Annotated in this window: 24 protein-coding genes and 3 tRNA genes; 7 read left to right on the forward strand and 20 right to left on the reverse strand. The window is 65.0% G+C overall.

The genetic code is table 11. From position 1 onward, the window contains the following. The 4 genes from AC5P65_RS17610 to AC5P65_RS17625 are packed head-to-tail and all read right to left on the reverse strand — an operon-like array spanning position 1 to position 5142. The gene (locus AC5P65_RS17610; protein ID WP_021203596.1) at positions 1-663 is read right to left on the reverse strand and encodes a MotA/TolQ/ExbB proton channel family protein; all 663 of its coding nucleotides are present in this window, start codon (positions 661-663) and stop codon (positions 1-3) included. A 3-nt stretch (positions 664-666) separates the two neighbouring features. Next, on the reverse strand, positions 667-3066 hold the full coding sequence (locus AC5P65_RS17615; protein ID WP_021203595.1) for a DNA internalization-related competence protein ComEC/Rec2: 2400 nt from the start codon (positions 3064-3066) through the stop codon (positions 667-669). 59 nt (positions 3067-3125) lie between these two features. Further along, positions 3126-4469, reverse strand: a complete 1344-nt coding sequence (locus AC5P65_RS17620; protein WP_021203594.1) for a sensor histidine kinase — start codon at positions 4467-4469, stop codon at positions 3126-3128. Between the two features lies 1 nt (position 4470). After that, the gene (locus tag AC5P65_RS17625) at positions 4471-5142 is read right to left on the reverse strand and encodes a response regulator transcription factor (protein ID WP_019659002.1); all 672 of its coding nucleotides are present in this window, start codon (positions 5140-5142) and stop codon (positions 4471-4473) included. A 342-nt stretch (positions 5143-5484) separates the two neighbouring features. Here AC5P65_RS17625 and AC5P65_RS17630 point away from each other — a divergent pair, with 342 nt between their 5' ends. After that, positions 5485-5769, forward strand: coding sequence for a hypothetical protein (locus tag AC5P65_RS17630; protein WP_019659004.1), 285 nt, complete (start codon positions 5485-5487; stop codon positions 5767-5769). An 18-nt stretch (positions 5770-5787) separates the two neighbouring features. On the opposite strand, the gene AC5P65_RS17635 is transcribed toward AC5P65_RS17630, so the two are convergent. Next, a complete protein-coding gene (locus AC5P65_RS17635) occupies positions 5788-5928 on the reverse strand; it encodes a hypothetical protein (protein WP_021203593.1) in 141 nt (46 codons plus the stop codon). Between the two features lie 121 nt (positions 5929-6049). Between AC5P65_RS17635 and AC5P65_RS17640 the strand changes: the two genes are divergently transcribed. The 4 genes from AC5P65_RS17640 (at position 6050) to AC5P65_RS17655 (ending at position 7741) form a co-directional block, all read left to right on the forward strand. Then, complete coding sequence (locus tag AC5P65_RS17640) at positions 6050-6619, forward strand: peroxiredoxin family protein (RefSeq protein ID WP_019659006.1); 570 nt, start codon at positions 6050-6052, stop codon at positions 6617-6619. A gap of 110 nt (positions 6620-6729) precedes the next feature. Further along, entirely contained in the window at positions 6730-6921 is a 192-nt protein-coding gene (locus AC5P65_RS17645; RefSeq protein ID WP_019659007.1) for a hypothetical protein, read from the forward strand. 63 nt (positions 6922-6984) lie between these two features. Then, complete coding sequence (locus tag AC5P65_RS17650) at positions 6985-7176, forward strand: hypothetical protein (RefSeq protein ID WP_019659008.1); 192 nt, start codon at positions 6985-6987, stop codon at positions 7174-7176. 232 nt (positions 7177-7408) lie between these two features. Continuing rightward, positions 7409-7741 carry a hypothetical protein gene (locus tag AC5P65_RS17655; RefSeq protein ID WP_021203592.1) on the forward strand — a complete coding sequence of 111 codons (333 nt, stop codon included), beginning with the start codon at positions 7409-7411 and terminating at the stop codon, positions 7739-7741. 96 nt (positions 7742-7837) lie between these two features. On the opposite strand, the gene AC5P65_RS17660 is transcribed toward AC5P65_RS17655, so the two are convergent. The 3 genes from AC5P65_RS17660 to uvrB all read right to left on the reverse strand — a co-directional run bounded on the left by AC5P65_RS17660 (position 7838) and on the right by uvrB (position 10217). Next, positions 7838-7912 (reverse strand) — tRNA-Val (locus tag AC5P65_RS17660). 98 nt (positions 7913-8010) lie between these two features. Then, positions 8011-8085: transfer RNA gene (locus AC5P65_RS17665), tRNA-Val, on the reverse strand. 107 nt (positions 8086-8192) lie between these two features. Beyond that, positions 8193-10217: an excinuclease ABC subunit UvrB gene (gene uvrB / locus AC5P65_RS17670; RefSeq protein WP_021203591.1), complete on the reverse strand. Its 2025-nt coding sequence runs from the start codon at positions 10215-10217 to the stop codon at positions 8193-8195. Positions 10218-10346: 129 nt separating this feature from the next. Between uvrB and AC5P65_RS17675 the strand changes: the two genes are divergently transcribed. Continuing rightward, on the forward strand, positions 10347-10883 hold the full coding sequence (locus AC5P65_RS17675) for a GspH/FimT family protein (protein WP_111097906.1): 537 nt from the start codon (positions 10347-10349) through the stop codon (positions 10881-10883). 48 nt (positions 10884-10931) lie between these two features. On the opposite strand, the gene AC5P65_RS17680 is transcribed toward AC5P65_RS17675, so the two are convergent. The 11 genes from AC5P65_RS17680 to grxD all read right to left on the reverse strand — a co-directional run bounded on the left by AC5P65_RS17680 (position 10932) and on the right by grxD (position 24328). Next, positions 10932-11008, reverse strand: a tRNA-Asn gene (locus tag AC5P65_RS17680). A gap of 78 nt (positions 11009-11086) precedes the next feature. Then, positions 11087-11509, reverse strand: coding sequence for a type IV pilin protein (locus AC5P65_RS17685; protein WP_019659012.1), 423 nt, complete (start codon positions 11507-11509; stop codon positions 11087-11089). Between the two features lie 38 nt (positions 11510-11547). Beyond that, entirely contained in the window at positions 11548-15297 is a 3750-nt protein-coding gene (locus AC5P65_RS17690; RefSeq protein ID WP_495215780.1) for a pilus assembly protein, read from the reverse strand. An 11-nt stretch (positions 15298-15308) separates the two neighbouring features. Then, complete coding sequence (locus AC5P65_RS17695) at positions 15309-15827, reverse strand: PilX N-terminal domain-containing pilus assembly protein (protein WP_021203588.1); 519 nt, start codon at positions 15825-15827, stop codon at positions 15309-15311. 2 nt (positions 15828-15829) lie between these two features. After that, positions 15830-16990 carry a PilW family protein gene (locus AC5P65_RS17700; protein ID WP_233653026.1) on the reverse strand — a complete coding sequence of 387 codons (1161 nt, stop codon included), beginning with the start codon at positions 16988-16990 and terminating at the stop codon, positions 15830-15832. Positions 16991-16992: 2 nt separating this feature from the next. After that, a complete protein-coding gene (pilV, locus tag AC5P65_RS17705; RefSeq protein WP_021203586.1) occupies positions 16993-17466 on the reverse strand; it encodes a type IV pilus modification protein PilV in 474 nt (157 codons plus the stop codon). Beyond that, positions 17463-17978, reverse strand: coding sequence for a GspH/FimT family pseudopilin (locus AC5P65_RS17710; RefSeq protein WP_021203585.1), 516 nt, complete (start codon positions 17976-17978; stop codon positions 17463-17465). The genes pilV and AC5P65_RS17710 overlap by 4 nt, the downstream gene beginning before the upstream one ends. 161 nt (positions 17979-18139) lie before the next feature. Continuing rightward, positions 18140-19528, reverse strand: coding sequence for a nucleotide 5'-monophosphate nucleosidase PpnN (gene ppnN, locus AC5P65_RS17715; RefSeq protein ID WP_019659018.1), 1389 nt, complete (start codon positions 19526-19528; stop codon positions 18140-18142). 252 nt (positions 19529-19780) lie between these two features. Next, the gene (locus AC5P65_RS17720) at positions 19781-23002 is read right to left on the reverse strand and encodes a TonB-dependent receptor (protein ID WP_021203584.1); all 3222 of its coding nucleotides are present in this window, start codon (positions 23000-23002) and stop codon (positions 19781-19783) included. Between the two features lie 232 nt (positions 23003-23234). Next, a complete protein-coding gene (locus AC5P65_RS17725) occupies positions 23235-24011 on the reverse strand; it encodes an SDR family NAD(P)-dependent oxidoreductase (RefSeq protein WP_111097902.1) in 777 nt (258 codons plus the stop codon). After that, complete coding sequence (gene grxD, locus AC5P65_RS17730; RefSeq protein WP_005408852.1) at positions 24008-24328, reverse strand: Grx4 family monothiol glutaredoxin; 321 nt, start codon at positions 24326-24328, stop codon at positions 24008-24010. The genes AC5P65_RS17725 and grxD overlap by 4 nt, the downstream gene beginning before the upstream one ends. Positions 24329-24449: 121 nt before the next feature. On the opposite strand from grxD, the gene AC5P65_RS17735 reads away from it, so the two are divergent. After that, positions 24450-25028, forward strand: a complete 579-nt coding sequence (locus tag AC5P65_RS17735) for a superoxide dismutase (RefSeq protein ID WP_058979595.1) — start codon at positions 24450-24452, stop codon at positions 25026-25028. A gap of 74 nt (positions 25029-25102) precedes the next feature. Here AC5P65_RS17735 and AC5P65_RS17740 read toward each other — a convergent pair whose 3' ends face one another. Continuing rightward, positions 25103-25444: a carboxymuconolactone decarboxylase family protein gene (locus tag AC5P65_RS17740; protein WP_019659022.1), complete on the reverse strand. Its 342-nt coding sequence runs from the start codon at positions 25442-25444 to the stop codon at positions 25103-25105. Positions 25445-25448: the final 4 nt, after the last annotated feature.

The following is a 25448-nucleotide window of genomic DNA, read 5'->3' on the forward strand; positions in this document are numbered from 1 at the left end:
TCAGGCCTTCGCCGTGGCAGCGTGGGCTGGCCGCGCCGGCGCGGCCGGGTTCATCACCCCGGGGCGGCCGTCGAGCGTATCCAGCAGGGCACTGGCTTCCTGTTCCATTTCCACCACATAGCCGTGGATCCGGCCCTTGAAATAGCGATGGAACATCAGCGCCGGGATGGCCACGATCATGCCGGTGGCGGTGCACACCAGCGCCTTGCCGATGCCGCCGGCCAGCTGGTTCACGTCGCCCACGCCATGGTCGAGGATGCCCAGGAACATCTGGATCATGCCGATCACGGTGCCGAGCAGGCCCAGCAGCGGGCCGGCCGAGGCGATGGTGCCCAGCGCGTTGAGGAAGCGCTCCATGCGGTGCACCAGGTGGCGCCCGGTGTCCTCGATCCGCTCACGGATCTGGTCGCGCGGGCGGTTGCGCGCTTCCAGCGCAGCGGCCAGCAGCGTGCCCAGCGGCGAGTTGGCGCGCAGGGTCTGCAGGTGCGCCGGGTCAAGCTTGCCGCGTGCGGCCCAGTTGCGCACTTCCTGGCCAAGCCCGGGCGGCAGCACTTCAGTCCGCCGCAGGGACCAGAAACGCTCCAGGATGATCGCCAAAGCCAGTACGCCCAACAGCAGCAGCGGCACCATTGGCCAGCCACCGGCCTTGACCAGTTCCCACACGTTTCAACCCTCCGGCCCAACGGCCGCTTGTTCGTTCGGCGATAGGATAGCAGCCGACCGCGCCCGCCCAGCGGCATCCCACCACCGGGATGCGTGGATACGCTGTTCACGCAGCTGCAGCCCTTGTGCACCAAGCCATACGCGGATCGCGCCGGAGTCGGCCGTGGCCAGCACTTCCGCCCCCTGCGCCTGCCAGCGTTGGACCACGTCCTGGCGTGGATGGCCGAAACGGTTGCGGTGGCCGGCCGAAACCACCGCCAACCGTGGCGCCACGGCGGCCACCCACGGCGCGCTGGAGCTGCCACCGCTGCCATGATGCGGCACCAGCACCACATCCGCCTTCAGCGCGGCCGGAGACGACTGCAGCAGCGTCCGCTCGGCCGGTCGGCCGATGTCACCCGGCAGCAGGACCACGCCGTGGTGGCTGGCGATGCGCAGCACGCAGCTGTCTTCGTTCTCGGCCTCACGGCTGCCCGGCGCCGGGTGCAGGACCTGGAAATCTACCCCGTCCCACTGCCAGCGCAGCCCCTGCTGGCAGGGCGTCGCGCCGGCGATGGTGCTGCCCGGTGGCGCCAGCAGCTGCAGTCCGGGCAGCTGCCGTCGCAGGCTGGACAGGCTGCCGGTGTGATCAAGATGGTCATGGCTGAGCATCACCTGCCGGGGCGGCGCCTGGCCGAGCGCGCGCAGGGCCGGGACCAGAATGCGCTCGTTGCCCTCGCCGCCGGTCGGAGGCCCTACGTCGTACCAGAGTGCGTGCCGCGCTGTACGCACCAGCACCGCTGTGCCCTGCCCCACATCGTGCACCAGCAGCTCCAGTTCCCCCTCGGCCGGTGCATGCCGCGCCGGCCACAACAGCGGCAGGCACAGCAGCAGGCCCGCCAGGCCACCGCCGGCGCCGCGTGGCAGCAGCCACCAGAACACCCCCGCCAATGCCGCCGGTACGGCCCAGCGCGGCGCCTCGGCCAACCACCACATGGCCTGCGGGTGCAGCGCCAGTGGCTGCAGCGCCTGCCAGCTCAGCTCGAACAGCCAGGCCGCAGCACGCCAGGACCAGCGGCCGGCTCCCTCGTGCAGCGCATGCAGCCCCGTACCCAGCAACGACAACGGCACCACCAGCAACGTCCACCACGGAATGATCGGCAGGTTGACCAGCGGCCCCAACCGCGCGGTGCCGCCGAACAGGGCCACGCACAGCGGCAACAGGCCGAGGCTGGCCACGCCCTGGGCGGCCAGGAAGCCACGCAGGCCCCCACCGGCGCCCTCCGGCCCGGTTCGCGGCAGGCACCACAGCAGCCACAGCACCCCGCCAAAGCTGAGCCAGAAGCCGGCCGACAACACCGACAGCGGCGCCGGCAGCAGCATCACCATCGCGGCCAGGGCCAACCCCTGCCCCGCACCCACCGGGCGACGTCCGGCACGGGCCAGTGCCACCAGCCCGATCATCAGCGCCGCGCGCACCGTTGGCAGCGCGCCGCCGGCGGCCACGGCATAGGCGGCTGCGGCCAGCGCTGCACCCCATGCCGCCGCCTGCGGCCGTGGCCAGCAACGTCCCAGCACCGGGCACAGCCACCACGACAAGCGGCACAGCAGTACCCCGAAGCCCGCCACCACGCCCACGTGAAAACCGGAAATGGCGACCAGATGGGTCAAGCCCAGCGCGCGCAGGTGTTCCCAGTCGGCATCGGACAGCCCGCGGGTATCGCCCAGCGCCAAGGCCTGCACGAACCGCGCGGCAGGATGTGCCACCTGCGTAGCGATGGCGTCACTGCTGCGCTCGCGCCAGGCTGGCAGGCCCTGCGCAGGCGCGCGCTCACGCGCAGCCCCCGGGTCGCGTACCGTGCCATTGCCGGAGATGTCGCGCAGCAAGGCATGGCGTTCGCCATCGAAGCCGCCGGGATTGATCCGCGAACGTGGCGCACGCACCCGCAGCGGCAACTGCCAATGCGATCCCGCACGAACCGCATGCCGCCCACCCTCGGCCTCGTGCGCTGACGACCCGCGCCACGGATCGTTCCAGGTGACCTGCAGGCGCTTGCCGCGCAGCGCTGGCAGCGCATCGGCCTCATCCACGTGCAACACGAAACGGGTGTAGCCGGGCCCCCGCTGCGGAAGATCGGCGACTCGTCCGCTCACCCGCACATCCTGCGGCGGCGCGCCGGGTGGCAGCTGGCCGTGCAGCGCCCGATGCCCGTGCAATGTTGCCCATGCCAGGCCGAGCACGATTGCAGCCCAGGGGCGGCCGCGCCAGCGCAGCAGCCAGCCCGCGCCGCCGGCAACCGCCATCGGCGCGCTCAGCCACAGCGGCAGCAGCGCCGGCATCTGCACGCAGGCCAGCGCGCCCAGCACCAGGCCGGCAGCGCAGCCGGGGCCGAACAGGGCCGGCGCGGAACGTTCGGAAGCCATTCCATCAGCCTGCCGCCAGGCGCTACAGGCTGCCTATCGGGGTTTCCCCCGCGCGGCTGTCAGCGCCGGACGGTGCCGCGATGGAAGTTGACCCGGAAGCTGGCACCACCGCCGGTGGCCTCGCCGACACTGACCGAGCCGCCGTGATGCTGCACGATTTCCTTCACCAGATGCAGGCCGAGGCCACTGCCGCTGCCCGCCGCGCGCAGGCGATGGAACGGCTCGAAGATCGCTTCACGGTCACTCACCGGAATACCGGCGCCCTGATCGCTGACTTCCAGAAGGCCACGTGCATCCAGGCGCACGCAGATGGTGCCGCGCCCGCCGCCGTGGACGATGGCGTTGTGCACCAGGTTGGCGATCACCCGCCCCAGCGCCAGGCTGTCGCCATGGATCCACACGGGCGACTCCGGCGCATCCACCTCGAAGCCATAGCCGGCGCCGACCACCAGTGGCGCCAGATCGGCGGCCGCTTCACGCACCAGCAGCGCCAGATCCAGCCGCTGCAGTGCGCCGACATTGCGGTCGAGCCGCTGCAGGTCAAGCAGGTGCTCGGCGACGTTGCCGAGCCGCGCCACGTCGGTCAGCAGCTGCGATTTCAGCTCACCCTGCGGCAGCTGCGACAAGCGCGCCTGTACCACTGCAATCGGCACCCGCAGCTCGTGCGCGGCATCGGCGAGGAACTTGTCACGTGCTGCATAGCCCTGCTGCACCTTGTCGATCGCGTCGTTGAAAGCTTCCACCAGCGGCGCGACCTCGGTCGACACCAGCTGCGCATCCAGCCGCGCACCCGGCTGGCCGATATCCAGCTCCTTGGCCTGCTGTGCGGACCGACGCACGCCGCGCATCGCACGGTGGATCACGGTCGGCATCACCAGCAGCGTGATCACGATCAGCGGCAGGAAGAACCACAGGCCGATCAGGCGCAGCACCATCAGTGCGCCGTCCAGCAGCCCGCCCTTCGGCGCCCCGCCCACCATCACCGTGATGCGCCGCCCATCCTCGTTGCGGATCATCACCCGCGCAACGTCCAGATAGGGCGGCACCAGTGAACCCAGTTCGGTGGCGCCCACCGTCGGCAAGCGTGCCAGCAACGGGGCGTGGACCGCAGGAATCGTGCCGCGCTCCAGCCACGTGCCCCTGTCATCAACCGCCGCGAACCAGAGGTTGCCCCCCGCCCCGGCATTGAGCCTGTCCCAGCGCGCCTGGTCCAGTACCAGCCGGCCGCCTTCGCTGTGCACGGCTTTGGCCACCGCCTCGGCCGTGAACATGTCCATTCCCCAAGTGTCCTTGTCGCCCCAGGTCAGGATCAACGCGACCACCGCGAACAACACAGTGAAGGCCTGCGCCAGGAACAGCCGCCAGGCCAGGCCGAGCGTGATGGAGCGGATCGGTCGGGTCATCTCACGCCTCCGCCAGCAGATAGCCGACGCCGCGGATCACATGGATCTCCACACCAGCCCCGGCCTGCTGCAGCGCCTTGCGCAGCTTGGAAATGTGCGCGTCGAGTGCATTGGACTGGATCTCGTCATCAAACCCGTACACCGCCGCTTCCAGCGCGCTGCGTGTGACCGTGCGCCCCTGGCGCATCGCCAGCGCCTGCAGCACCAGCACCTGGCGCCGGGGCAGTGCCAGCGGCTGGCCTCCCACCTGCGCCTGCAGCGATTCGAAGTCGAATTCCAGCCGCCCCAGGTGCAGGCGCGGCGTCACCATCGCCGAGGGCCGCCGTGAGACTGCACGGATCCGCGCCATCAGTTCCTCGATCGCCACTGGCTTCACCAGGTAGTCATCGGCCCCCACATCCAGGCCCTCGACCTTGTCTGACAACGTGCCCTTGGCGGTCAGCATGATCACCGCCAGGTTAGGCCGCAGTGCACGCGCGGTGGCGACGAACGCCGCGCCATCGCCATCGGGCAGCTGGCGGTCGAGCAACATCAACTGGTGTACCGGTTCGCGCAGCGCGATCGTAGCTTCGGCCAGGCTTCCGACCACGTCGGCGACCACGCCCTGCCGCTCCAGGCCCGATTGCAGGGCTCGGGACAGATCGGGATCGTCTTCGACCAGGAGGATGCGCATCAGGGGGTTCGGCTACCGGAAACGCTGCCGATCATAGTGCCTTGCGCCGGGTTTGGGCGCCTTCGCGTGCCGATTGCCGACGCGCAATGTTCTGACAATGTTGCGCCCGCACCATGCACAGCCATCCTCCGCAAAGTGGCTGATCGATGCCGTTGCTGCCCCCGACCCTGCTGCGCCTGTTGCTGTTCTCCGCTGCCATCAGCTTTCCGTTGGCCGCCAACCAGCGGTTCGCGATGCAGTAAAGGACAGCCCGATGGCGCGGCGTGGGACACAGACGTCGGCCTTCGTTTCCCTGATGCGCTCGTTCTGAGCGAGCGCCCGTTACAGACAAGGACACCCCTCATGGCCTGCGTCTCCGCCCCCCTCGAAGCCCATGCGATCCTGTGTGCTCCCGACCTGGACAGCGCAGAACGTGCGTATCTGGGCCTTATGCCCGATCTGGAGCATGTGGATGCGCTGGCCCGCCGCGCACTCGGGCTTTCGCGCGTCGCCGATGCGGCACGCACCTACGCGCTGTCGATGACCCTGGTCGGGCTGCGCCTGCAGGAACTTGAGATGAGCGAAGCGACCGCAAAGGAGCACCGCCAGGCTACGCTGCACAGCCTGCGGCAGGTCTTCAACGCCTGAGCGCAGGGGCACGATGGCTCAGCGGAAGGTGGCCCAGGCCAGCACCGCAGCCAGCAGGGCTACCCAGACCACGGCCTTGAAGGTGCCTTCCAGCATGTTGCCGCCGAACAGCAGCTCGACGAATGGATTGGTCCGGGGAGCCGGAACATGCTCGCTCATCTGAGACGGATCCTGAGAGTGGTAGGGACGCGCACGCCACGGCGACGCGCGGAACGTCTGCTTAACAACTCGCGCCGCAGTTCGGGTATGTTCCGGACAACGCTGCGTTCAAGGATGATCAATGCTCAAGCGCGCCCTGGTTCCTGTTGCTGCCCTGCTGCTGTCGGCGTTGATCATCGCGCTGGGATGGCAGAACCGCCAGTTGCGGCAGATCAACGAGCAGATGGCCGCCCAGCTGCAGGCCATGCAGCATGAGGCGCATGGCCTGGCGCTGGGCACGCGTGCCGATACGTTGGCATTGAAAACCACCCAGCGCACCCGGGTGATGATCGGCGGCGAACGCAGCACTGCCCAGATCCTGTACTTCTTTTCCACCGCCTGCCGCTATTGCCTGGCCTCGATGCCGCAGCTGCAGCAGATTGCTGGCGGACGTGGCACCAGCGAGCTGGTCGGCGTGGGGCTTCCTCCCTACGATGAACTGGCCGACTACGCCGGCAAGCACGATCTGCGCTTCCCGATTGCCATCGACAGCGACGGCGATGCCGCCAGACGCTACCGCGCCACGGTCACACCGATGCTGGTGGTGCTGGCTGCAGATGGCAGCGTGGCCTACAAACACGTCGGCCAGCTCGATGAGCAGGTCGTGCAGGCCGCCATGAAGTCGCTGGCGCCTCGCCTTGCATTGCACTGAGGCGCCACGCGCCCGATCCGCGCGCCCGCCCTCGCCACCAGATTCGCGCCACAACCGGCACTCCGGTGCCTTCGGCAACTGCAACACCAACGCCAACCAAGGAGATACACATGATCGGAAAGAAGGTCCTTTCGTCCGTCGCCGGTATCGTCGTTGTCGCCGCGCTGTCGTTCGGCGCGTCCCAGGCCTTTGCGAAGCCAACCAAGGCTGGCTTCGCGCCGGGCTGCACCTACACGCCGGGCTGCGTTTTCGGCGGCAACGGGACAATCGGTGGTACCCGCATCTGCTGCCAGCCGAACTGACCTGTGCAAGGCCGTCCCGCAAACGGCCTACACCGTGCATTTCCACACCTGAAGGAGCCACGCATGATCGGTAAGAAGAAGCTGTTCTCGTCTGTCGCCGGTATCGTCGTTGTCGCGGCCATGGCCTTCGGCACCAGCCAGGCCTTTGCCGTTGCGCCCAAGACCGGCTATGCGCCCGGTTGCGAGCCGCATCCGAGCTGCCCGTTCGGCAACTCCGGCAAGCCTGGCCAGGTGCTGTGCTGTGATCCGCTGTAATCGAAGCCAAGCTGCGGGTCGCCAGCGCTGACCCAGCGCAGCGGTGTTGATCGGCGCCCACCCGCATTGGGCATCGCGCCGGGCCGTCTCTTGGGGCGGCCCGGCACTTCCGGCCCCGGATTCATCCTTCCCCGGACGCCTTGGCGCGCGCTTTACCGGCTTTCGTCGCATACCGGTTTCACACCGCAGGGGGCAGTGCCACGCTGGACTCCCTTCTCCGGAGCACCGTGCCATGCCGATGCTTGCCCTGCTGCTGTTGTGCGCTGGCCTGTTCGGCCGCGATACCGACGCCGGGGATGCTTCCCTGCGCAGCCAGATCCTGCAGGCCGAGGCTGGGCAGGCAGGAGCATCTCCAATGCCGGATGAGAAAGCAGACCCGGCCACCCTTCAGCTTTACCGGCTGCGCCAGGATCGCGTGCTGCGCGTGGGCAACCAGCCCCTGCGGGCGGACACCCCGCAGCAGCGCACCGGCTCGGCACGCGTTGCGCAGGTCTGGGAACGCGTGGACGGGCATTGGCGGCTGCAGCGCATGATCAGCATCGACGAATGGGTGGCCCAACGCTGACCGCTGGCTGCAGCCCACTGGCGCAAACGAAAAAAGCCGGCCCGGGGCCGGCTTTCATTCTGATCCACCGTTGCACCGGCAGTGCCGGGAGCCAGGTGGTGGGCGGTACAGGGTTCGAACCTGTGACCCCTACCATGTCAAGGTAGTGCTCTACCGCTGAGCTAACCGCCCATCTTGTTCTTGCCGCCCGAAAGCTGGCCTTGCTACGTAAAAACCCGGCGCCAAGGCCGGGCTTTGCATTTCACGACAGCCCTCTTCCGAGGACTTCGTGGTGGGCGGTACAGGGTTCGAACCTGTGACCCCTACCATGTCAAGGTAGTGCTCTACCGCTGAGCTAACCGCCCGTTTTTGCTTCTGAACGTTCGCGATTGCGTCGGTGCAGGCCGCGTATATTACGTATGCCCGCCGCGAAGTGCAATACTTTCGTGAAGAAGATGCTGCACTGCCGCGTTCAGCCCAGACTCGCCTCCTTCAGCTGCCTGATCTGGTCGCGCACGCGGGCCGCGTCCTCGAATTCGAGGTCCTTCGCATGCTGGTACATCTGCTGTTCCAGCGCCTTGAGACGGGACGCCAGCTGGGCCGGGCTGAGCGAGCGATAGTCGCCCCCGTCCTCGGCCACGCCAGGCCTGCCCTTGCCCTTGCCCTTCTTCGCTTCCTTCTCTGCCGCATCCGAACGCGCGCCTTCCAGCACGTCGACGATCGGGCGCGCCACCGAGCGCGGCACGATGCCATGTTCCTCGTTGTACTCGACCTGTTTGGCACGACGGCGGTCGGTCTCATCGATCGCGGCCTGCATCGAACGGGTGATCTTGTCCGCATACAGGATCGCCTTGCCACGCACGTTGCGCGCGGCACGGCCGATGGTCTGGATCAGCGAACCGGTGGAACGCAGGAAGCCCTCCTTGTCGGCATCAAGGATCGCCACCAGCGATACCTCGGGCATGTCCAAGCCTTCGCGCAGCAGGTTGATGCCGACCAGCACGTCGAACTTGCCCAGCCGCAGGTCGCGGATGATCTCCACGCGCTCGACCGTGTCCACGTCCGAGTGCAGGTAGCGCACGCGGATACCATGTTCGGTGAGGTATTCCGTGAGATTCTCGGCCATGCGCTTGGTCAGCGTGGTGACCAGCACGCGGTCGCCCGCCTTGATGCGCGCGTTGGCCTCGCTCATCAGGTCGTCGACCTGGGTACCGACCGGGCGGATCTCCACCACCGGGTCGATCAGGCCGGTCGGGCGCACCACCAGTTCGGTGATCTCGTCACCGGCTTCACGCAGTTCATAGGGCCCGGGCGTGGCCGACACGTAGATGCTGCGCGGGCAGCGCTCCTCCCACTCCTCGAAGCGCAGCGGGCGGTTGTCCAGCGCCGACGGCAGGCGGAAACCGAATTCGACCAGGGTCTCCTTGCGCGAGCGGTCGCCCTTGAACATGGCGCCGATCTGCGGAATGGTCACGTGCGATTCGTCGATCACCAGCAGTGCATCCGGCGGCAGGTAATCGAACAGGGTCGGTGGCGGCTCGCCGGCATTCTTGCCGGTCAGATGCCGGGAGTAGTTCTCGATGCCGTTGCAGTAGCCAACCTCGGCCATCATTTCCAGGTCAAACTGGGTGCGCTGGGCCAGGCGCTGCGCCTCCACCAGCTTGTTCTGCGCGTACAGCTGCTCCAGCCGCTCCTTCAGCTCCACCTTGATCGTCTCGATCGCTGCCAGCACGCGCTCGCGCGTGGTCGCGTAGTGTGTCTTCGGATAAACAGTGAAACGCTGCATGTTGCGCAGCGTCTCGCCGGTCAGCGGGTCGAACAGGGTGATCTTCTCGACCTCGCCATCGAAAAGTTCCAGGCGCAGCGCCTCGCTGTCCGACTCGGCCGGGAACACGTCGATCACTTCGCCACGCACGCGGAACGTACCGCGCTGCAGCTCGTACTCGTTGCGCGTGTACTGCAGCTGGGTGAGGTGATTGATCAGGTCGCGCTGGTCGATGCGCTCGCCCTTGGACAGGATCAGGCGCAGCGACAGATAGTCCTCGGGTGCACCCAGGCCATAGATCGCCGACACCGTGGCCACCACGATCGCATCCGGGCGCGACAGCAGGGTCTTGGTCGCCGCCAGCCGCATCTGCTCGATGTGCTCGTTGATCGAACTGTCCTTTTCGATGAAGGTGTCCGACGACGGCACGTAGGCTTCCGGCTGGTAGTAATCGTAGTAGCTGACGAAGTACTCCACCGCGTTGTGCGGGAAGAATGCCTTGAACTCACCGTACAGCTGCGCCGCCAGCGTCTTGTTCGGCGCCATGATCAGCGTCGGCTTCTGCACGTTCTGGATGACGTTGGCGATGGTGTAGGTCTTGCCCGAACCGGTGACGCCCAGCAGGGTCTGCTTGGCGATGCCCGCTTCGAAGTTGCTGGTCAGCTTTGCGATGGCATCAGGCTGGTCGCCCGCCGGCGAATACGGCGAGACGAGTTCAAAACGGTCGCTCATGGTGTTGCCAGTTCCCGGGAAGAGTGAGTATACGGGGCAAGCGGTGACGGCCAGCTGAGGGGTTTCCGGGCAGGCGGGCGCGGCAGTGCCTGATGGCGCCGGCGACGCTGGACGAGGGAGGCTGGACTCATGCGCCACTGCCCAATCCCCAGCCCTACGGCGCCGCGAGGCATGCACCTGGTCGAACTGATGGCGGTGGTGGCCGTGTTGGCCGTGCTGCTGGCCGCCGGATGGCCCACCCTGCATTCGATGCTGTTGCGGCAGCGTGCGGACGCCACCCGTATCAACCTGCAGTCCGGACTCGCTGCTGCGCGCTACCAGGCGATCATGCGACGAAACTTGATCGGCATCTGCGCAAGTACCGATGGCCACCACTGCGGCGACGACTGGAGCCAGGGGTGGGTCATCTACAGGACAAGCGGCCGGCGCGAACCACCCTCTTCTGCCGACGCTATTCTGATGCACCAGGCAGGCTTTCCGAACATCAGGATCCGGGGAACCACCAGCAGTGGCCGGCCGCAGCTTTACTTCCAACCGGATGGCCGCAGCCCTGGAGCCAATCTGACGCTGCGCATCTGCGCGGACGGCCGTGAGCACTCCCGGATAATCGTCAGCAACAGCGGGCGCGTCCGATCAACACGGACCAGGACCGATCGACCCTGCTGATAACAAAAAAGGCCTGCGGATGACCGCAAGCCTTTGATGCGTATAACCTGGCGCCCGAAGTTGGACTCGAACCAACGACCCCCTGATTAACAGTCAAGTGCTCTAACCGGCTGAGCTATTCGGGCGGGGAGGCGCATTGTAATCACCTCGATCAGAGAGTGCAACACTCCTGCCCACGACGCCCGCCGGCGTGCTTTTCCACATCACCAGCATTCGGACAGCGTGCCCTTGGATGTCTTCACATTGGCCTGGTTGAGGGACAGGTCACCACACTTGTCTTCGGCCTGAGCATTGGCAGCCGTCGCCGTAAACGTAAACGTCGATTGCGCGGTTTCCATGGACAAGGTGTAGGCCGCAGTACCGCCCTCGCGTGGCGAGTTGATGGAATCAGCTCCGCCCGGGAAGGTGAAGCCCACATAGGTGTTGTTGATGGTGTGGTAGCGCTCGGCCAGCTGCGCATACTCCACCAGATCGGCCTTGGCCTGCGCACGCCGCGACTTTCGCACATGCTCACTGTAGTTCGGGTACGCGATCGCAGCGAGGATCGCCACGACTGCCACCACGATCATCAGTTCAATGAGAGTGAATCCGCGGGCCAGGCGGCCAGGGGCGAACGTCGTGTGCATTGCAGCAACTCCATTGATCGACGAAGCACGGACACTACTCACTGGATCTGCCTCCACGACTGGCGACCACACGGGTAAGGCAAGTACATCGGTTTTGCACCTGCCACCGAAATCTGCATCAGGCAGGCCTCGCCCGGCGGCGTCGGTGGAGGAGTCCCTGGTTCACCCGGATCCGGCGGCGCAAGGCGAGGGACAACAGAGGTCGTGACATCCCTGACCGGTGCGTTGCCGCCCGTTTCCAGGGGTACACCGGCCGTACCTGCCCCCGGCGACGTGCCGTCCGGTGCACCGAAGCGCACCTGCGACATTGCCGCTTCGCCACTGCCGGCCTGCAGGCCAAACACCCAGTTCGCGCCATCCACCGAGCAGCCCTTGGCCTCGGACGGGATATAGGTGGGCATGAACACCACTCCGGAAACGATGCGCGGATTGCCGACCGCACGCTCCTTGTTGGACAGCGTTACGGTCCAGCCGCGGCTCAGCGCCGGAACAGTGCCCGGAAGCAGGGTGCGAACGCCATTCTCAAATTGCGCCGCGAACGGGCGCAGATTGGCCGACGTCAGCGTAGCACTGGGCTGCCCGGTTTCAACGTCATTGATGCCATACAGCGCCTGCACCGCAGCGTCGTTCTCATCGCCGTAGTACGAGAAGCTGCCGGTGCCGAAGATCAGCATCACGCCACCGGATGGGCCTGTGGTTACCGTCAAGCCGCCGGTGATGGGTTGGCGATAGGTTCGCTTGTCACTGCGATCGACATGGGTATCGGTGGTGAACAGCGGAACCGTCGGTGCCGCGTCGGCACGCAGGTCGAACTTCCAGACCGCTCCGCGCTTGTCAGCACCATAGACGGTATCAGCAAGACCATCGCGGACCCGTTCGTTCTGTCCAGCCCCACCCCAACGATCCACCACCACAATGTTGCCCAGCCCATTGCTGCCGGCAGGCAGATCCGTACCCGACTCGACCGCCTCGATCATGCGAATCGTCGGCGTATTGCCAGCCGCCATGTCGACCACGAACAACACGGCTTTTCCGCTCTTGCTTTCATAGCCATTGCCAAAGATCGCCCGGAAGCCCACCGCGCCGTCAGAGTTCTTCATCGGCACGATCACCGGCTTGCCCAGCACGTAGCCGATATTGCTCCTTACGTCCTCATCCAGCGAGGCGTTGAGATCACTGATCTCCCACAGCAGCGAACCGGTGCCGCCGAAGCTGGCCGGATCAGACACATCCAGCGCGAACACGCTGCGCCCACCGGCACCCGCCGTGCCGACCAGCGAGGTCGTCCAGCTTCCGCCGCTGTAGGTATCACTGATCGTCACCGGGCCATCGACATAGTAGCGATGCTGGAAGCGCTGGACGTTCTGGTTGGTGGGATCGTTGGGCAGCAACAGATTGCCCATATGACCCAACGACGTGGATGGGATATAGGCAAACAGCTCCTTGCCACCATCGCTGTCCATCTCGCCATCCGCGCCCATGCCGCCATCAAAGGCGTGCAGCATCCCGTCGTTGGCAGCCGCGTAGACCATGTAGCGTCGGTCATTGCGCTTGGTGACCATATAGTCGGCATAACTGGTGCCCATCGCGCCTGGCAGGCGACGGAAACCGTAGTCATCGAGCGGCGAACTCAGGGCCGGCGTAGAGGTGATGATGTCCCCAAGCACTGTGGTACGGTCGCGCAGCTTGCCGCCGCTGCGCTTTTCGTTGGTTGTGTCTCCACGCAGGTACGCAACGGCGGTAGCCGAATTCGTGGCGAGCCCTTCGAGTTCCGAGGCACTGCAGATCAGCATGCCCGGATACATCACACTGGACTTGTCGCACAGGTTGGCCAGGCTGACATTACTGCCGGTGAAATCAACCAGTTCACCGTTGCGCCAGAAGCGGATGCGGCGCGATGCGGCCGCTGGCATCTTCGCCGACGCTTCCCATGCCTCCTCCGAGACAATCCCGCGCGTAGATTCGTCCACTTTCAGCGAGTAGGCATGCAGCCTGCCGTACCAGTCGGTGCCGTTGTTGGTCGCCTCGTAGAACGGCTCCACCGACAGCGAGCCCACGCCGATACGAGCCCCCGTCAACGAACGCGAGCCGGACGGCGTGGCCCCCTGGGCAACATTGCTGATGATCCGGCGCATGGCAGCGGTGATTTCGCCCGGGCGCGTGGCGTTGACCATCTCGCCGCGGGTGTCATACACCGCGTTCCACAGCTCGTCGACCGCTTCCGGCTTGAGATCCTGCGTCGTGGTCGGGAAATTGGGCTTGACAACATACGGATCTGGGCTGAGCACCCAGGGGCGCTTGGGATCCGGAAGGTACTTGACGCCGAACTCCTTGCCCAGCGTCCCCAGCGTCACGCCGTAGAAATTCATGTGCAGCTTCTTGTTGCAGTCCAATGACGGGTCCGGACTCGAACTGCTGCACTCTGCAGGAACCGGCACAGAGCTGTTATCAAGGTCCTCGACCAGCGGGCCCTTGTAGTAGGGCGCCACCAGGTCCTTCATCAGAGTCTTGTTTTCGCTTTCATTGATATAGCCGTCAGTGAACAGCATGCCCGCATTCTTCTGACAAGCCAGCAGCACAGGCGCCCCTTCATCCGTGCGCTGGAACTGCTTACCGAGGTAGTCCGCAGCCGAACGGTTCGGCGTGCTGCTACTGGCGCGCATCTCACCGATGATCTCCCCCAGCAGCCGCGCTCTTTCCGATTCGGTGGTCATGTTGAACATGGTCACCGGACGTTGGCCATTGATACGGAACCAGCCCACGCGGAGATTGGTGGTGTCGTACAGTGCATTGGTAGCGGCACCGATCAACGCCTCACGACGCGTCCGGTACAGGCTGAACCAGTTTGCAAAGCTCTGCATGGCAGCGTTGTACTTGCCCTCGTCCTTGTTGAAATTCTCAAGCTTGATTTCATACTTGTAGAGGGTGCCTGGCCGCCCACCAGCCGGATTGGTTATCGCCACCGGAGCGGCGGTGTAACCATACTCCGCAGGCAACGTGGCAGGATCCGCCAGGAAGAACGTGGCCGGATAGAAGGCCACAGCAGCATCGCAGAATGAGCTGCTGATGGTGGCCTCACGGGTGACCCTGAGGAATTTGTCTTCCTTCTGGGTAACTCCACCGCTCAAGCTGCACCGATTGATCTCGATACGGGCGCCTACCGGCAGCTTCATGCCGGAACGAAAGCGGAAGCGCCAGTTCGCCGGATCCTTCGCCCCCGTAGCCATGCTGGTCAACAAGGAATCCGCAGTCAGATTCAGTGAACCGCCGATTTTGGCAGGTGCACCAGCTGGTCGGGGATCAAGAGGCGCATTGGCCGGCTTGATCTCCATGTAATTGGAGGCAGCCTCGCCCGACAGGCCCGTCTTCCAACCGGGGTAGGTTTCGCGGGGATCGTAATACGACGGGTTGACGTCCGGGGAACGTGCGAATCCAAAATTGTCCAGCGGTGGTATGGCCACCTGGCTATCACGCCCATAACTCGGAAATACATACAGATAGCGCTGCACGGAATCACCGTAGCCGTTGGCAACGCCCTGGTTGTAGAAGCTGCTGCCATCCCAGCGATAGACACCATCACGAGTATTGTTCAGCGTTTCCCACAGCATCGAACCGGAATCATCCAGCGCCATCAGGAATGCCGGTGGCGTCTGAACCTGGATGTTCAGCGGCGCCTGTGCAAGCGTGCCATGGCCCTGGGCCGCCATCAGGGTATAGATGAAGTAGCCCCCACCCAGCGCCAGTGCGGCGCCACCTGCGGCCATGAAGCGGAATTTGCGCGAAGCCATGGCCTGCGTCCTCAGAGTTTGAATACGGTATCGATGACCACTGCGGACGAGCTGGCATCCGCATCGTCAGTGGCAAATCCGGTGATCTGGTAGATCGGTGTGATGTCTTCCAGTGGCCGCCCCATCTCAAGTGCCGATTCACCAATGACGCAACTGTCGATCTGCCTTACGTTGACGGCAGGGCGAGTATCGTCGCGGCGCTCCACGGCCCAATCGGCCGGGTCAAATCCGTCATCGCAGACCCGCGACACATCGCTGGCCTGTACCAGGCTCTCGTCGCCGACATCCTGGCGATTGGCGATCTGTTCCACCGTGCGCTCGGCTGCACGCACCACACCTTCTGAATTCTGGAACGCCCGGTTGGCGGCTCGGTAGTTGGCTGCCATCTTCTCCTGCATGCCCGCCACCTGCATGCCAGCGATACCCAGCAATGCCAGCAGGATGAGCATGATCAACGCGACATACAACACCGCACCGCGTTGCTGGCGGGGGGCGGTGACGGGTCTGAATGAACGCTGGAAATGGGGCATGATCAGTTTCCGAACAAGCGATTTCGCAGGGCAATCGACACTTCATAACTGGACCGGTAGCGACCGTCGGGCTTGTCACTGTTGGTGAACTCAACGCCGAGCACCGATAGCGCATTGGCCGATTGGGCCGAGGACGACGGCGATGGGCTGCGCGCCAGCAATCCGACCTGCACCTGCCCCACGCGCAACCACTGTGCAGCACCCTCGGCATTGGCATCCGTGCTGACCCCGCCGGCTGCGTCGAGCTGGGTGATGTTGCCGGCCGGCGGAGTGCTGATACTGATGTTGGCAGTGTTGTCCAGGCCGTACATCAGCTGCAGGCTTTCGATGCCTTCCACCAACTCTTCATTGATCGTGTATTCCCCATCGCTGTCGGCGCGCGCTCGCCGCAGGCCAGGCTGTTTCGTCTCCGGATTGATACCCACGTAATAGACCATCGACTCGGCGCGATAGAGCATCGTCTGCCCGGTTGGCTGGGCCACGTAGCGCGACAGGTCCAGAGAGGTCGCAGTCACCCGCGCAGCGCTCAACGTGCCTGCGAACACATCGGCATGCCCACAGTCAGCGATGCCGAACAGAGTGGGCGTGCTGATGCCATCGCTGGTCAGGCGTGCGACGTGGTCACTATCCACGTCCAGGAGTGCATCGCCGCCATTGGAAGAGATCGCCGTGACCGGCGCCCCCATCGGGGCGAAGAACCGGAGCAGCAGCACATCGCTGCCGCCGGCCGGTGCCGGGCTCAATCCGGCGATCGCGGCCGGCAGGCCCTGGGGCGCCGACCAGTCCGCGCCCAGCGCCAGACTGCCACCGGGAGCCGTGTCGGGAGCGTCGAAGCCCTGGATGGAAACACTGAAATCCAACGGACTGCCATCACCGGAGGTCGCACCGAGATGCGATACCGGGTCTCCCTGATTCTTCACTACATGGGCCTGGTCGTTGACGCAGCCCATGTGCCCGGCCATCCGGATGTCCCGCTCCAGGAAGTCCAACGCGAATCGTGCATTTTCCTGGACGCGGGAGGCCCCCTCAGACAGGCGCGAAGCCGTCTGTGAGGCAATGAACACCTGGACCACGCCCAGCATCAACACCAAGCTGATCACCAGCGCAACCATCAGTTCGACCAGCGATAGACCAGCCATGGAGGTACGATGTTTCATGGTCATGCTCACAGTTCCGTCGCCAGCGCGAAGGTAGTGGCCTTGTCCGGATCATCCGGATCCCAGCGCTGGTCGCCCCAGGTGATCGCGACATTCACCACGCCCCCCTTGTAGGTCACCTCGGCACCGGCATCGTCACCCAGCGCCTTCACAACCTGGCATTGCCAACGTTCAATTTTTGCAGCAATAGCGACGTCGCCGGTGTCGGCCGTGCACGCCTTCTCTGCGGTTTTGCTGCCTGCCTCAAACGACGCGGCGGTGTACCACGCCGCTTGATAGCGGTTGCTGCGCATCTGCTCGGTCAGGTCGTAGGCGAGATTGGTTGCCTGGGTACGATAGTTGGCGCTCTGTACGAAGCGGACGTTCATGGTCTGCAGCAGGGCGAATCCCAGCAGGCCGAATGCCAGAACGATAATTGCAACCAGCACTTCCAGCAGAGTGAAGCCGCCCGCTTGGCGTGCGCGGATGGAACGCGGGTTCATGAGCAGGTTTCCTTGCTGCTGCGGATCTGCCCAGAGGCATTTACCGTAAGAGTGCGTTTGTCCAGTGCGCCCTTGCTGCACACATCCGGCTCCAGCTGGATCGACTGATCGCTGGCGGCCCTGCGGCGCCCCCGCCCATCGAAGGCGATCTCTTCCGACGGCCCACTCAGCTGCAGCTTGGGGCTGCCGCTGACGAACCGCAGTACGGTTTCCTCGGAGGACATCGTGCCATCACCATCGGTGTCAGTGAAGGCCAGCATGCCGGCAGACCAGTTACCGTCACAGCTCGCGCCGTCGCTGCTGCCACACACGCCACCGCCGCGGTTGCTGCGAATTGCCTCGCTCCGCGCCAGGCTGAGCAGGCCCAGGACTTCATTGTTTGCCGACGCAACCCGATTGGAGCGGAGAGTGCCCTGGAAGCTCGGAAAGGCGATCGCGGCCACGATCGCCAGCACGGCAACCGTGACCATCAACTCAACCAGCGTGAAGCCGTTTTGCCGGCGCAAAGACATTGGACGCTCCCCAGCGTGTTGGTGGCCACGATGGGCCATCGCCCCGCCACCGGCAAGCGGCGGCAGGATGAACGGTCAATCCGGGGCGACGGGCGTCAAAGCCTTGACGACCCGTCCTCCCCTGCCAGTGCCGGCGCGATCCCCATCGCGCCGGCGCGGGTTCAGGCCAGCACCTGGTAGCAGGGCTGGTACTCGCCGGAGATCTTCATCCGGCGCTGTTCGACGAAAGCGCGCAGCAGCGCATCCAGCGCCTGCATCATGTCCGGGTCACCGTGGATCTGGAACGGCCCGAACTGCTCGATGCGGCGCATGCCGTCTTCCTTCACGTTGCCGGCGACGATGCCCGAGAACGCGCGGCGCAGGTCGGCCGCCAGCGCGTGCGGGGCACGCCCGTGGTGCAGGTCCAGCGCCGCCATCGCTTCGTGGGTGGGTACGAACGGCTGCTGGTACTCCCACGGAATCTCGATCGACCAGTTGAAGAAGAACGAGTCTTTCTGCGCCAGGCGGTGCTCGCGCACGCGCTTGATGCCGGTGGCCATCTTCTTCGCAACCGCCACCGGGTCGCCGATGATGATCTCGTAGCGCTCGGCAGCCGCATCGCCCAGGGTCAGGCGGATGAAGCGATCAATCTGCTCGAAGTACGGTGCCGCTACCGTCGGGCCGGTCAGGATCAGCGGGAACGGCAGGTCCTTGTTCTCCTCGCGCAGCAGGATGCCGAGCAGGTACAGGATCTCTTCGGCGGTACCGACGCCACCGGCGAACACGATGATGCCGTGGCCGATGCGGACGAAGGCCTCAAGGCGCTTCTCGATGTCCGGCATGATCACCAGGTGGTTGACGATCGGGTTCGGCGACTCGGCGGCGATGATGCCCGGCTCGGTCAGGCCGATGTAACGCGTCACGGTACGGCGCTGCTTGGCGTGGGCGATGGTGGCACCCTTCATCGGGCCCTTCATCGCACCCGGGCCACAGCCGGTGCAGATGTCCAGGCCGCGCAGGCCCAGTTCATAGCCCACCTGCTTGGTGTACAGGTATTCGTCGCGCGAGATCGAGTGTCCGCCCCAGCACACCACCAGGTTCGGATCACCCGGATTGAGGATGCGCGCGTTGCGCAGCAGGCCGAACACCGCGTTGGTGATGCCCTCGGATGACTCCAGCTCGGCCGCGTAGGCCGGGCCCATTTCGATGGCCATGTAGGCCAGGTCGCGCACGACGGCGAACAGCAGTTCGGCGACACCGCGGATGATCTCGCCGTCGACGAAGGCCATCGCCGGTGCGTTGACCAGATCGATGCGCACGCCGCGATCCTGCTGCGCTACTTGGATGTCGAAATCAGGGTAGAGATCGCGCGCAGCGCGCGGATCGTCGGAGGCGCTGCCGCTGGTCAGCACGGCCAGCGCGCAGCGGCGCAGCAGCTCATGCATGCCGCCGGCGGAGGCATCGCGCAGGCGGGCCACCTCGGCCCGCGACAGCACATCCAGCCCACCGCGCGGGTAGATCCGGGCATCCTGCACCGGCAGTGCACGGGCCGATTTTTCGTTCGTGGTCATATCCAATTTTTCGCTTCCTTCAAGGTTTCCGACTGTACTGCCGCCCCCTTAAAAAGCAAAACGGCCGGGAAGCCCGACCGTTGGATGTGTGCCGCCCGCGTCCGCCATTCCGGGACCGCATCGGCGGCGTTGGCACCGCGCACATTTCTGGATGCTACGCCGTTGCCCCACGCCCTGCAAGGACTTTCGCCTGAACGGAAAACGGCCGGGTTTCCCCAGCCGTTTCCACTTACCACTTCAAGCGCTGATGGATCAGAACTTGTACTTCAGGGTCAGCTGCATCGACCAACGCGACACGGCGGTGTTGCCCTTGTCGTTGTTGTTTTCCTGCACCGACGGGTTGTCGGTCGAACCGGTGAAGGAGTACACGTACTTGCCGGTGGCCGGATCGATACCTGCGTAGTTGGCAACGCGACGGGTCGAGTAGAAGCCGTAGTCGTCGATCAGGCCCCACTTCTTGTTCAGCAGGTTGCCGACATTCATGATGTCCAGGGCGACTTCACCCTTGTGCCCCTTCATGAAGCCCGGGAATTCCTGGCTGACGCGGACATCGAAGCTGTTGACCCACGAGGCGCGGTGGCGGTTGGCCGGGACCACGCTGCCGCGGTAGGCATCGAGTTCCGGATTCTGCGCCAGCCAATCGAAGAACTGCTTCTCCATCGCGGCACCACCGGTGAACAGCACGTCGCCCGGACCCTTCGGCACGTAGAACAGGTCGTTGGTGGTGGCACCGTCGCCGTTGGCATCGTTGTAGAAGATGTAGCTGTACGGACGGCCCGAGCGACCTTCGTAGAACAGGCCCACGCGGGTGGCGTTGTCACCGAAGAAGTTGTGCTTCCACTCCAGGGTGCCGGTGACGCGGTCCTTCATCGCGTAACGCGAATTGTAGGCCACGTTCTCATTGGCGTTGAAGATGAGCGTGTTGTTCCAGTTCGAGGTGTTCTGCGAGCTGGACAGCGGGCTGACCTCGGTCGACTTGGTGTAGGTGTAACCCAGCGACCAGCCCCAGTTCTCGGTCAGCGGCTTGGCCAGCGAGAAGGTGGCCTGGGTGCCGCGACCCTTGTCGGTATTGCGCAGGACCAGAACGTCGCCGATGTCCTTCGGACGGTTGAAACGATCAACTGCATTTTTGGTACCGGTGGAGATGCCGTAGTCGACACCCTTATCGATGCGAGTGTTCGCCGAGTTGCGTCCAGCATCGTTCCAGTAGATCGCACGGCCATCCTGACCGAAGGCGGTCGGCGCCGACACGTCCAGACGGTCGAAGTAGATGCCGTCCTTGACCTTGGTGAACAGCACTTCGGCCGACGCGACGATGCCGTACCACGGCAGCTCATGGTCGAACGCCAGGTTGGCCTTCCACACCGACGGCAGGCGGGTGCCCGGCGCGATGATGTCGACGTTCTGACGGGCCGAAGCCGGGCCACCGGCCGGGATGTACGGGTTGTTGCCGTCCGGAGTGAAGGCACCGGCCGGGATGCTGCGCTCGTCGTACTCGATGTAGTTCAGGCCGGTGTTCTGGTAGGCACCTGCCAGCCACACGTTCGGGGCGGCGCCGCCGAACAGGCCCACGCCACCGCGCAGCTGGGTCGGGCGATCGCTGTCGAAGGTGTAGTTGAAGCCGACGCGCGGCTGCACCAGGTTCTTGTCGACCAGCTTGGTGTTGTTGAAGCCGTACAGCTGCTCGATGCGCGGGTTGTACAGGCGCTGGGTGCTGAAGTCAGGCATGTCGATGCGCACGCCGAACATCAGGTTCAGGTTGTAGTTGATCGCCCAGGTGTCCTGCACGAACACGCCGGTGTTCTTCAGGGTGAAGTCGGCCGGGATGTCGCTGCGGCTGCCATCGGCGCGAGGAGCACGCAGCTGGTAGCGCGAAGCCTTGCCCGCCAGGAAATCGTTGACGCTGTTGAATTCGTACACGCCGTTGAGGTTGCGGCCGTAGAAGTTCATCAGGTCATTCTTCGAGTAATCGAAGCCGAACTTGACGGTGTGGTCACCGATGTACCAGGTACCGGCACCAAAGGCGCTCAGTTCCTTCGACTCGACGATGTTGACGTGGGTGTTCTGTTCGGTACCGACGTACAGCGAATCGTTGCCCGACTTGATGCGGATCTGCGGCATGTCGACCAGCGGGACGCGGTTGGCCGAGTAATCCTTGTGCGAGACCTTGAACTCGGTCGAGAAGTTCTCGGACCAGTCACTGAACAGTTCGCCCATCCAGGTTTCGTACTCGGTGGGCTGCTGGTACCAGAAGTTGCTCAGCGAGATGGCGCTGCTGCTGACCTGCGGGAAGCGAACGACGTTCTGCTCCATCTTGTTGTAGCGCAGGGCCGCACGGTGGTTCTCGTTGATGTTCCAGTCCAGCTTGACCGCATACTCCTCGATCTCGGTCTTGCTGTTCGGCGCCGTCAGGCTGCCCGGATCGTAGCCCAGCTTGCCCAGGAAGTTCTGGACGTCGGTGATCTGCTGCTGGGTGATGGTGCCACGGCCGATCGGCGTGTCGCTCAGGGCGACGCCGGCAGCCGAGCGTTCGTACTTTTCATAGTTGGTGAAGAAGAACAGCTTGTCCTTGACGATCGGGCCGCCGAAGGTCATGCCGTAGGTCTTCTCGTCCTCGAAGCCGTTGAAGTCCTGCTTGTCACCTTCCAGGCGCGAACGGACCATGTCCTTGTCGCGGTACGAGCCGTACACGGTGCCGTGGAATTCATTGGTGCCCGACTTGGTCACGGCGTTGATCACCGCACCGGTACCACCGGCGATGGTGGTGTCGTAGTTGGCCAGGTCGATGTTGATTTCCTGGATGGCGTCCATCGACACCGGCTGACGCTCGGTCGGCAGGTTGTTGGAGCCCAGGCCGAACGGATCGGAGGCGCTGATGCCGTCGATGCGGATGGCGTTGTAACGGGTGTTCTGGCCACCGGCCGAGATCGCGCCGTCAGCCTTGCTGACCTGCGAGATGCGCGGATCCAGGCGGACGTAGTCCTGGATGTTGCGGCTGGCCGACGGCAATGCATCCATCGTTTCGCGGGTCACGTTGGTGCCGGTGCCCATCTTGTTGGCGCTGAACAGATCCAGGCCGCCGGCAGTGGCGACAACGTTCACCGCGTCCAGGTTGGTCGCAGCCAGATCACCGCCCAGGTTGGCATTGACGGTGTTGACCTGGTTCAGGTTCAGGTAGACACCTTCTTCGGTCTTGGTGCCTTCACCGGGCTTGGTGATGGTGATGGTGTACGGACCACCCACGCGCAGGCCGCGCGCGTTGTAGCGACCCGACGCATCGGTGGTGGCACGCGAAACAGTGCCCGACTCGGTGTGCGTGATGGTGACTTCAGCGCCGGCAACAGGCTGGCCTGCGGCGGACATCACCTGGCCGCCGACACCGGCGGAGGTGCTGCTCTGGGCGAAGGCGGGAGCGGCAGCAAGTGCAGCCACGAGACCAAGGGTAAGCTTGGACATCCGGAGTGGGTGGGTCATTTTTCGGTAGCCTCGATGCGAGTTGGCGATGGCGGAAAAAAAGCGCATCCAAGCAGCCCTGCGGGTGGCTGATCGGAGAGTTATCTGGGGTTCCCTACCGCTCGGCTGAAGGCAGCCCTAACGGTTAACACTAGATTAACACGCTACGCCATCAATGTGACGGTTGTGCGACAAACGGCACCGGTTCGCAACGCAATCGTGACGGGTTCTTCACTCTGTCTTTCCCCGGCACTCACTCCGCAGGGGGCGCCTCGCTGGCATCGAGAATCTTGCCCCGCCAGGCGGCGCCAGCGCCGGACAACAGGGTCACCGCCGCTGCCGCTGCGGCTTCCGGGCCTTGGGCGGCCGGGTCCTGATCAACGGAATAGGCCCGGGCCCGCAGGGCTGTGCGCAGCGGACCGGGGTACAGGCCACTGACCCTTACCGGGCTGCGGCCGAGTTCGTCGTGCAGGCTGGCGATCAGGCCACGCAGGCCATGCTGGGCCACGCCATAACCGCCCCAGTAAGCCTGCCCCACCCGTTCGGGAGCATCGACCGCAAACACCAGCGCAGCATCTTCACGCTGCCGCAGCAGCGGCAGGCAGGCCTGGGCCAGCCAGGCCGGCGCGGTCAGGGTGACGTGCACCGCGCGGGCGAAACTGGCCGGGTCGGCCAGTTCAAACGGGGTCAGGCCAGGGAAGTGAGCGGCACAGACCAGCAGGCCGTCCAATCGCCCCAGCTCGCGCTGCAGGGCCTGGGCCAGCTCGGCATAGTCGTCGGGGCCCGCGCCTTCCAGGTCCAGTGGATACAGCAGCGGCTCCGGGCCGACCGCCTGCACCTGGGCGTAGACACGGTCCAGGCGGCGCGGCTTGCGGCCCAGCAGGACCACGGTGGCACCGGCGGCCGCAGCAGCCACTGCCGCCGCACTACCCAATCCGCCACCGGCACCGGCGACCAGCACTACGCGATCCTGCAACGGGCGGCCATCGAGCGCCCCGTCGGCCGGTGACGTCGATGGCCAGGCACTCATCCCTGGGTCGCCTCTTCGACGATGCGCTTGAGCTCGCCGGCTTCGAACAACTCCAGGACAATGTCACAGCCACCAATCAACTCACCGTTGATGAACAGCTGCGGGAAGGTCGGCAGGTTGGAAAAGCGCGGCAGGTTGGCGCGGATCTCGGGTTCTTCCAGCACGTTGACGGTGCGCAGGGTGACGGCGCCGGCCGCCATCAACGCCTGTACCGCGCGGCTGGAGAAGCCGCACATCGGGTATTGCGGGGTGCCCTTCATGAACAGCACGAGCGGGTAACGATCGACCTCGGCCTGGATTTGCTGCATTACCGCCACAACCACACTCCTTGCTTCGCCGGACAAACCGACCGCGGTGGTCGGCTAGACTGCCCACGGTAGCCGCCATTGTAAGCGGATGGAACCGGCTGCCGCCGCCCCTCTGGCCACGAACCTGTCCATGCCTGTTGAATTGCCTGCCCTGCCCTACCTTCCCGGCTCCCTGCAGCCGCACCTGTCCGCACAGACCGTGGAACTGCACCACGGCCGCCACCATCGCGCCTATGTGGATGCCGTCAACGCCGGCATCCTCGGCACCGAGTGGGAGGAAGCGTCGCTGGATGAGATCGTCCGCCACGCCCAGGGCAGGCTGTTCGATGCGGCCGCCCAGGCCTGGAACCACGGCTTCTATTGGCAGTGCCTGCGGCCGCGCGGCGGCGGCGAGCCGCAGGGCCGATTGGGCGAGCTGGTCAAGCGCCAGTTCGGTGACGCGCAGCGCCTGCGCGAGGAGTTCAACCGCACCGCGCTGGGCCTGTTCGGCTCGGGCTGGGTGTGGCTGGTGCAGCATCCGGGCGGGCAGCTGGGCATCCAGGCCACCCGCAACGCCGGCACACCCCTGACCGGTGAGAGCACCCCGCTGCTGTGCTGCGATGTCTGGGAGCACGCCTACTACACCGAGTACCAGAATGACCGGGCACGTTACCTGGATGCCTTCTGGCAGCTGGTCAACTGGGAATTCGCCGAAAGCCAGCTGCGCTGACCCCTGTAGAGCCGAGCCCATGCTCGGCTGCTGTCCGGCCAGCCGAGCATGGGCTCGGCTCTACAGATCACGCTTCACGCGTTCTCGTGCGCGGCCACCGCGTCCATCACCCGTGCCGAATACACCAGCGCGGCGCCTGCATTGAGCGACACCGCCACGCCCAGTGCTTCGGCAATTTCCTCGCGGCTGGCGCCATGCTTCAGCGCTGCATCCACATGTACGGTGATGCAGCCATCGCAGCGGGTGGTCACCGCCACTGCCAGCGCGATCAGTTCGCGGGTCTTGGCATCCAGATGGTTGGTCTGGGCGCCGGCATTGGCCAGGGTCGCGTAGCCCTTGACCGTGTCCGGCGAGAGCTTGCCGATCTCGCCGATACGGCCCTTCAGTTCCTTGCGGTAGGCATTCCAGTCGAGCATGGTC

The sequence above is a fragment of the Stenotrophomonas sp. YJH_SMC_48-3 genome, assembly GCF_059369375.1.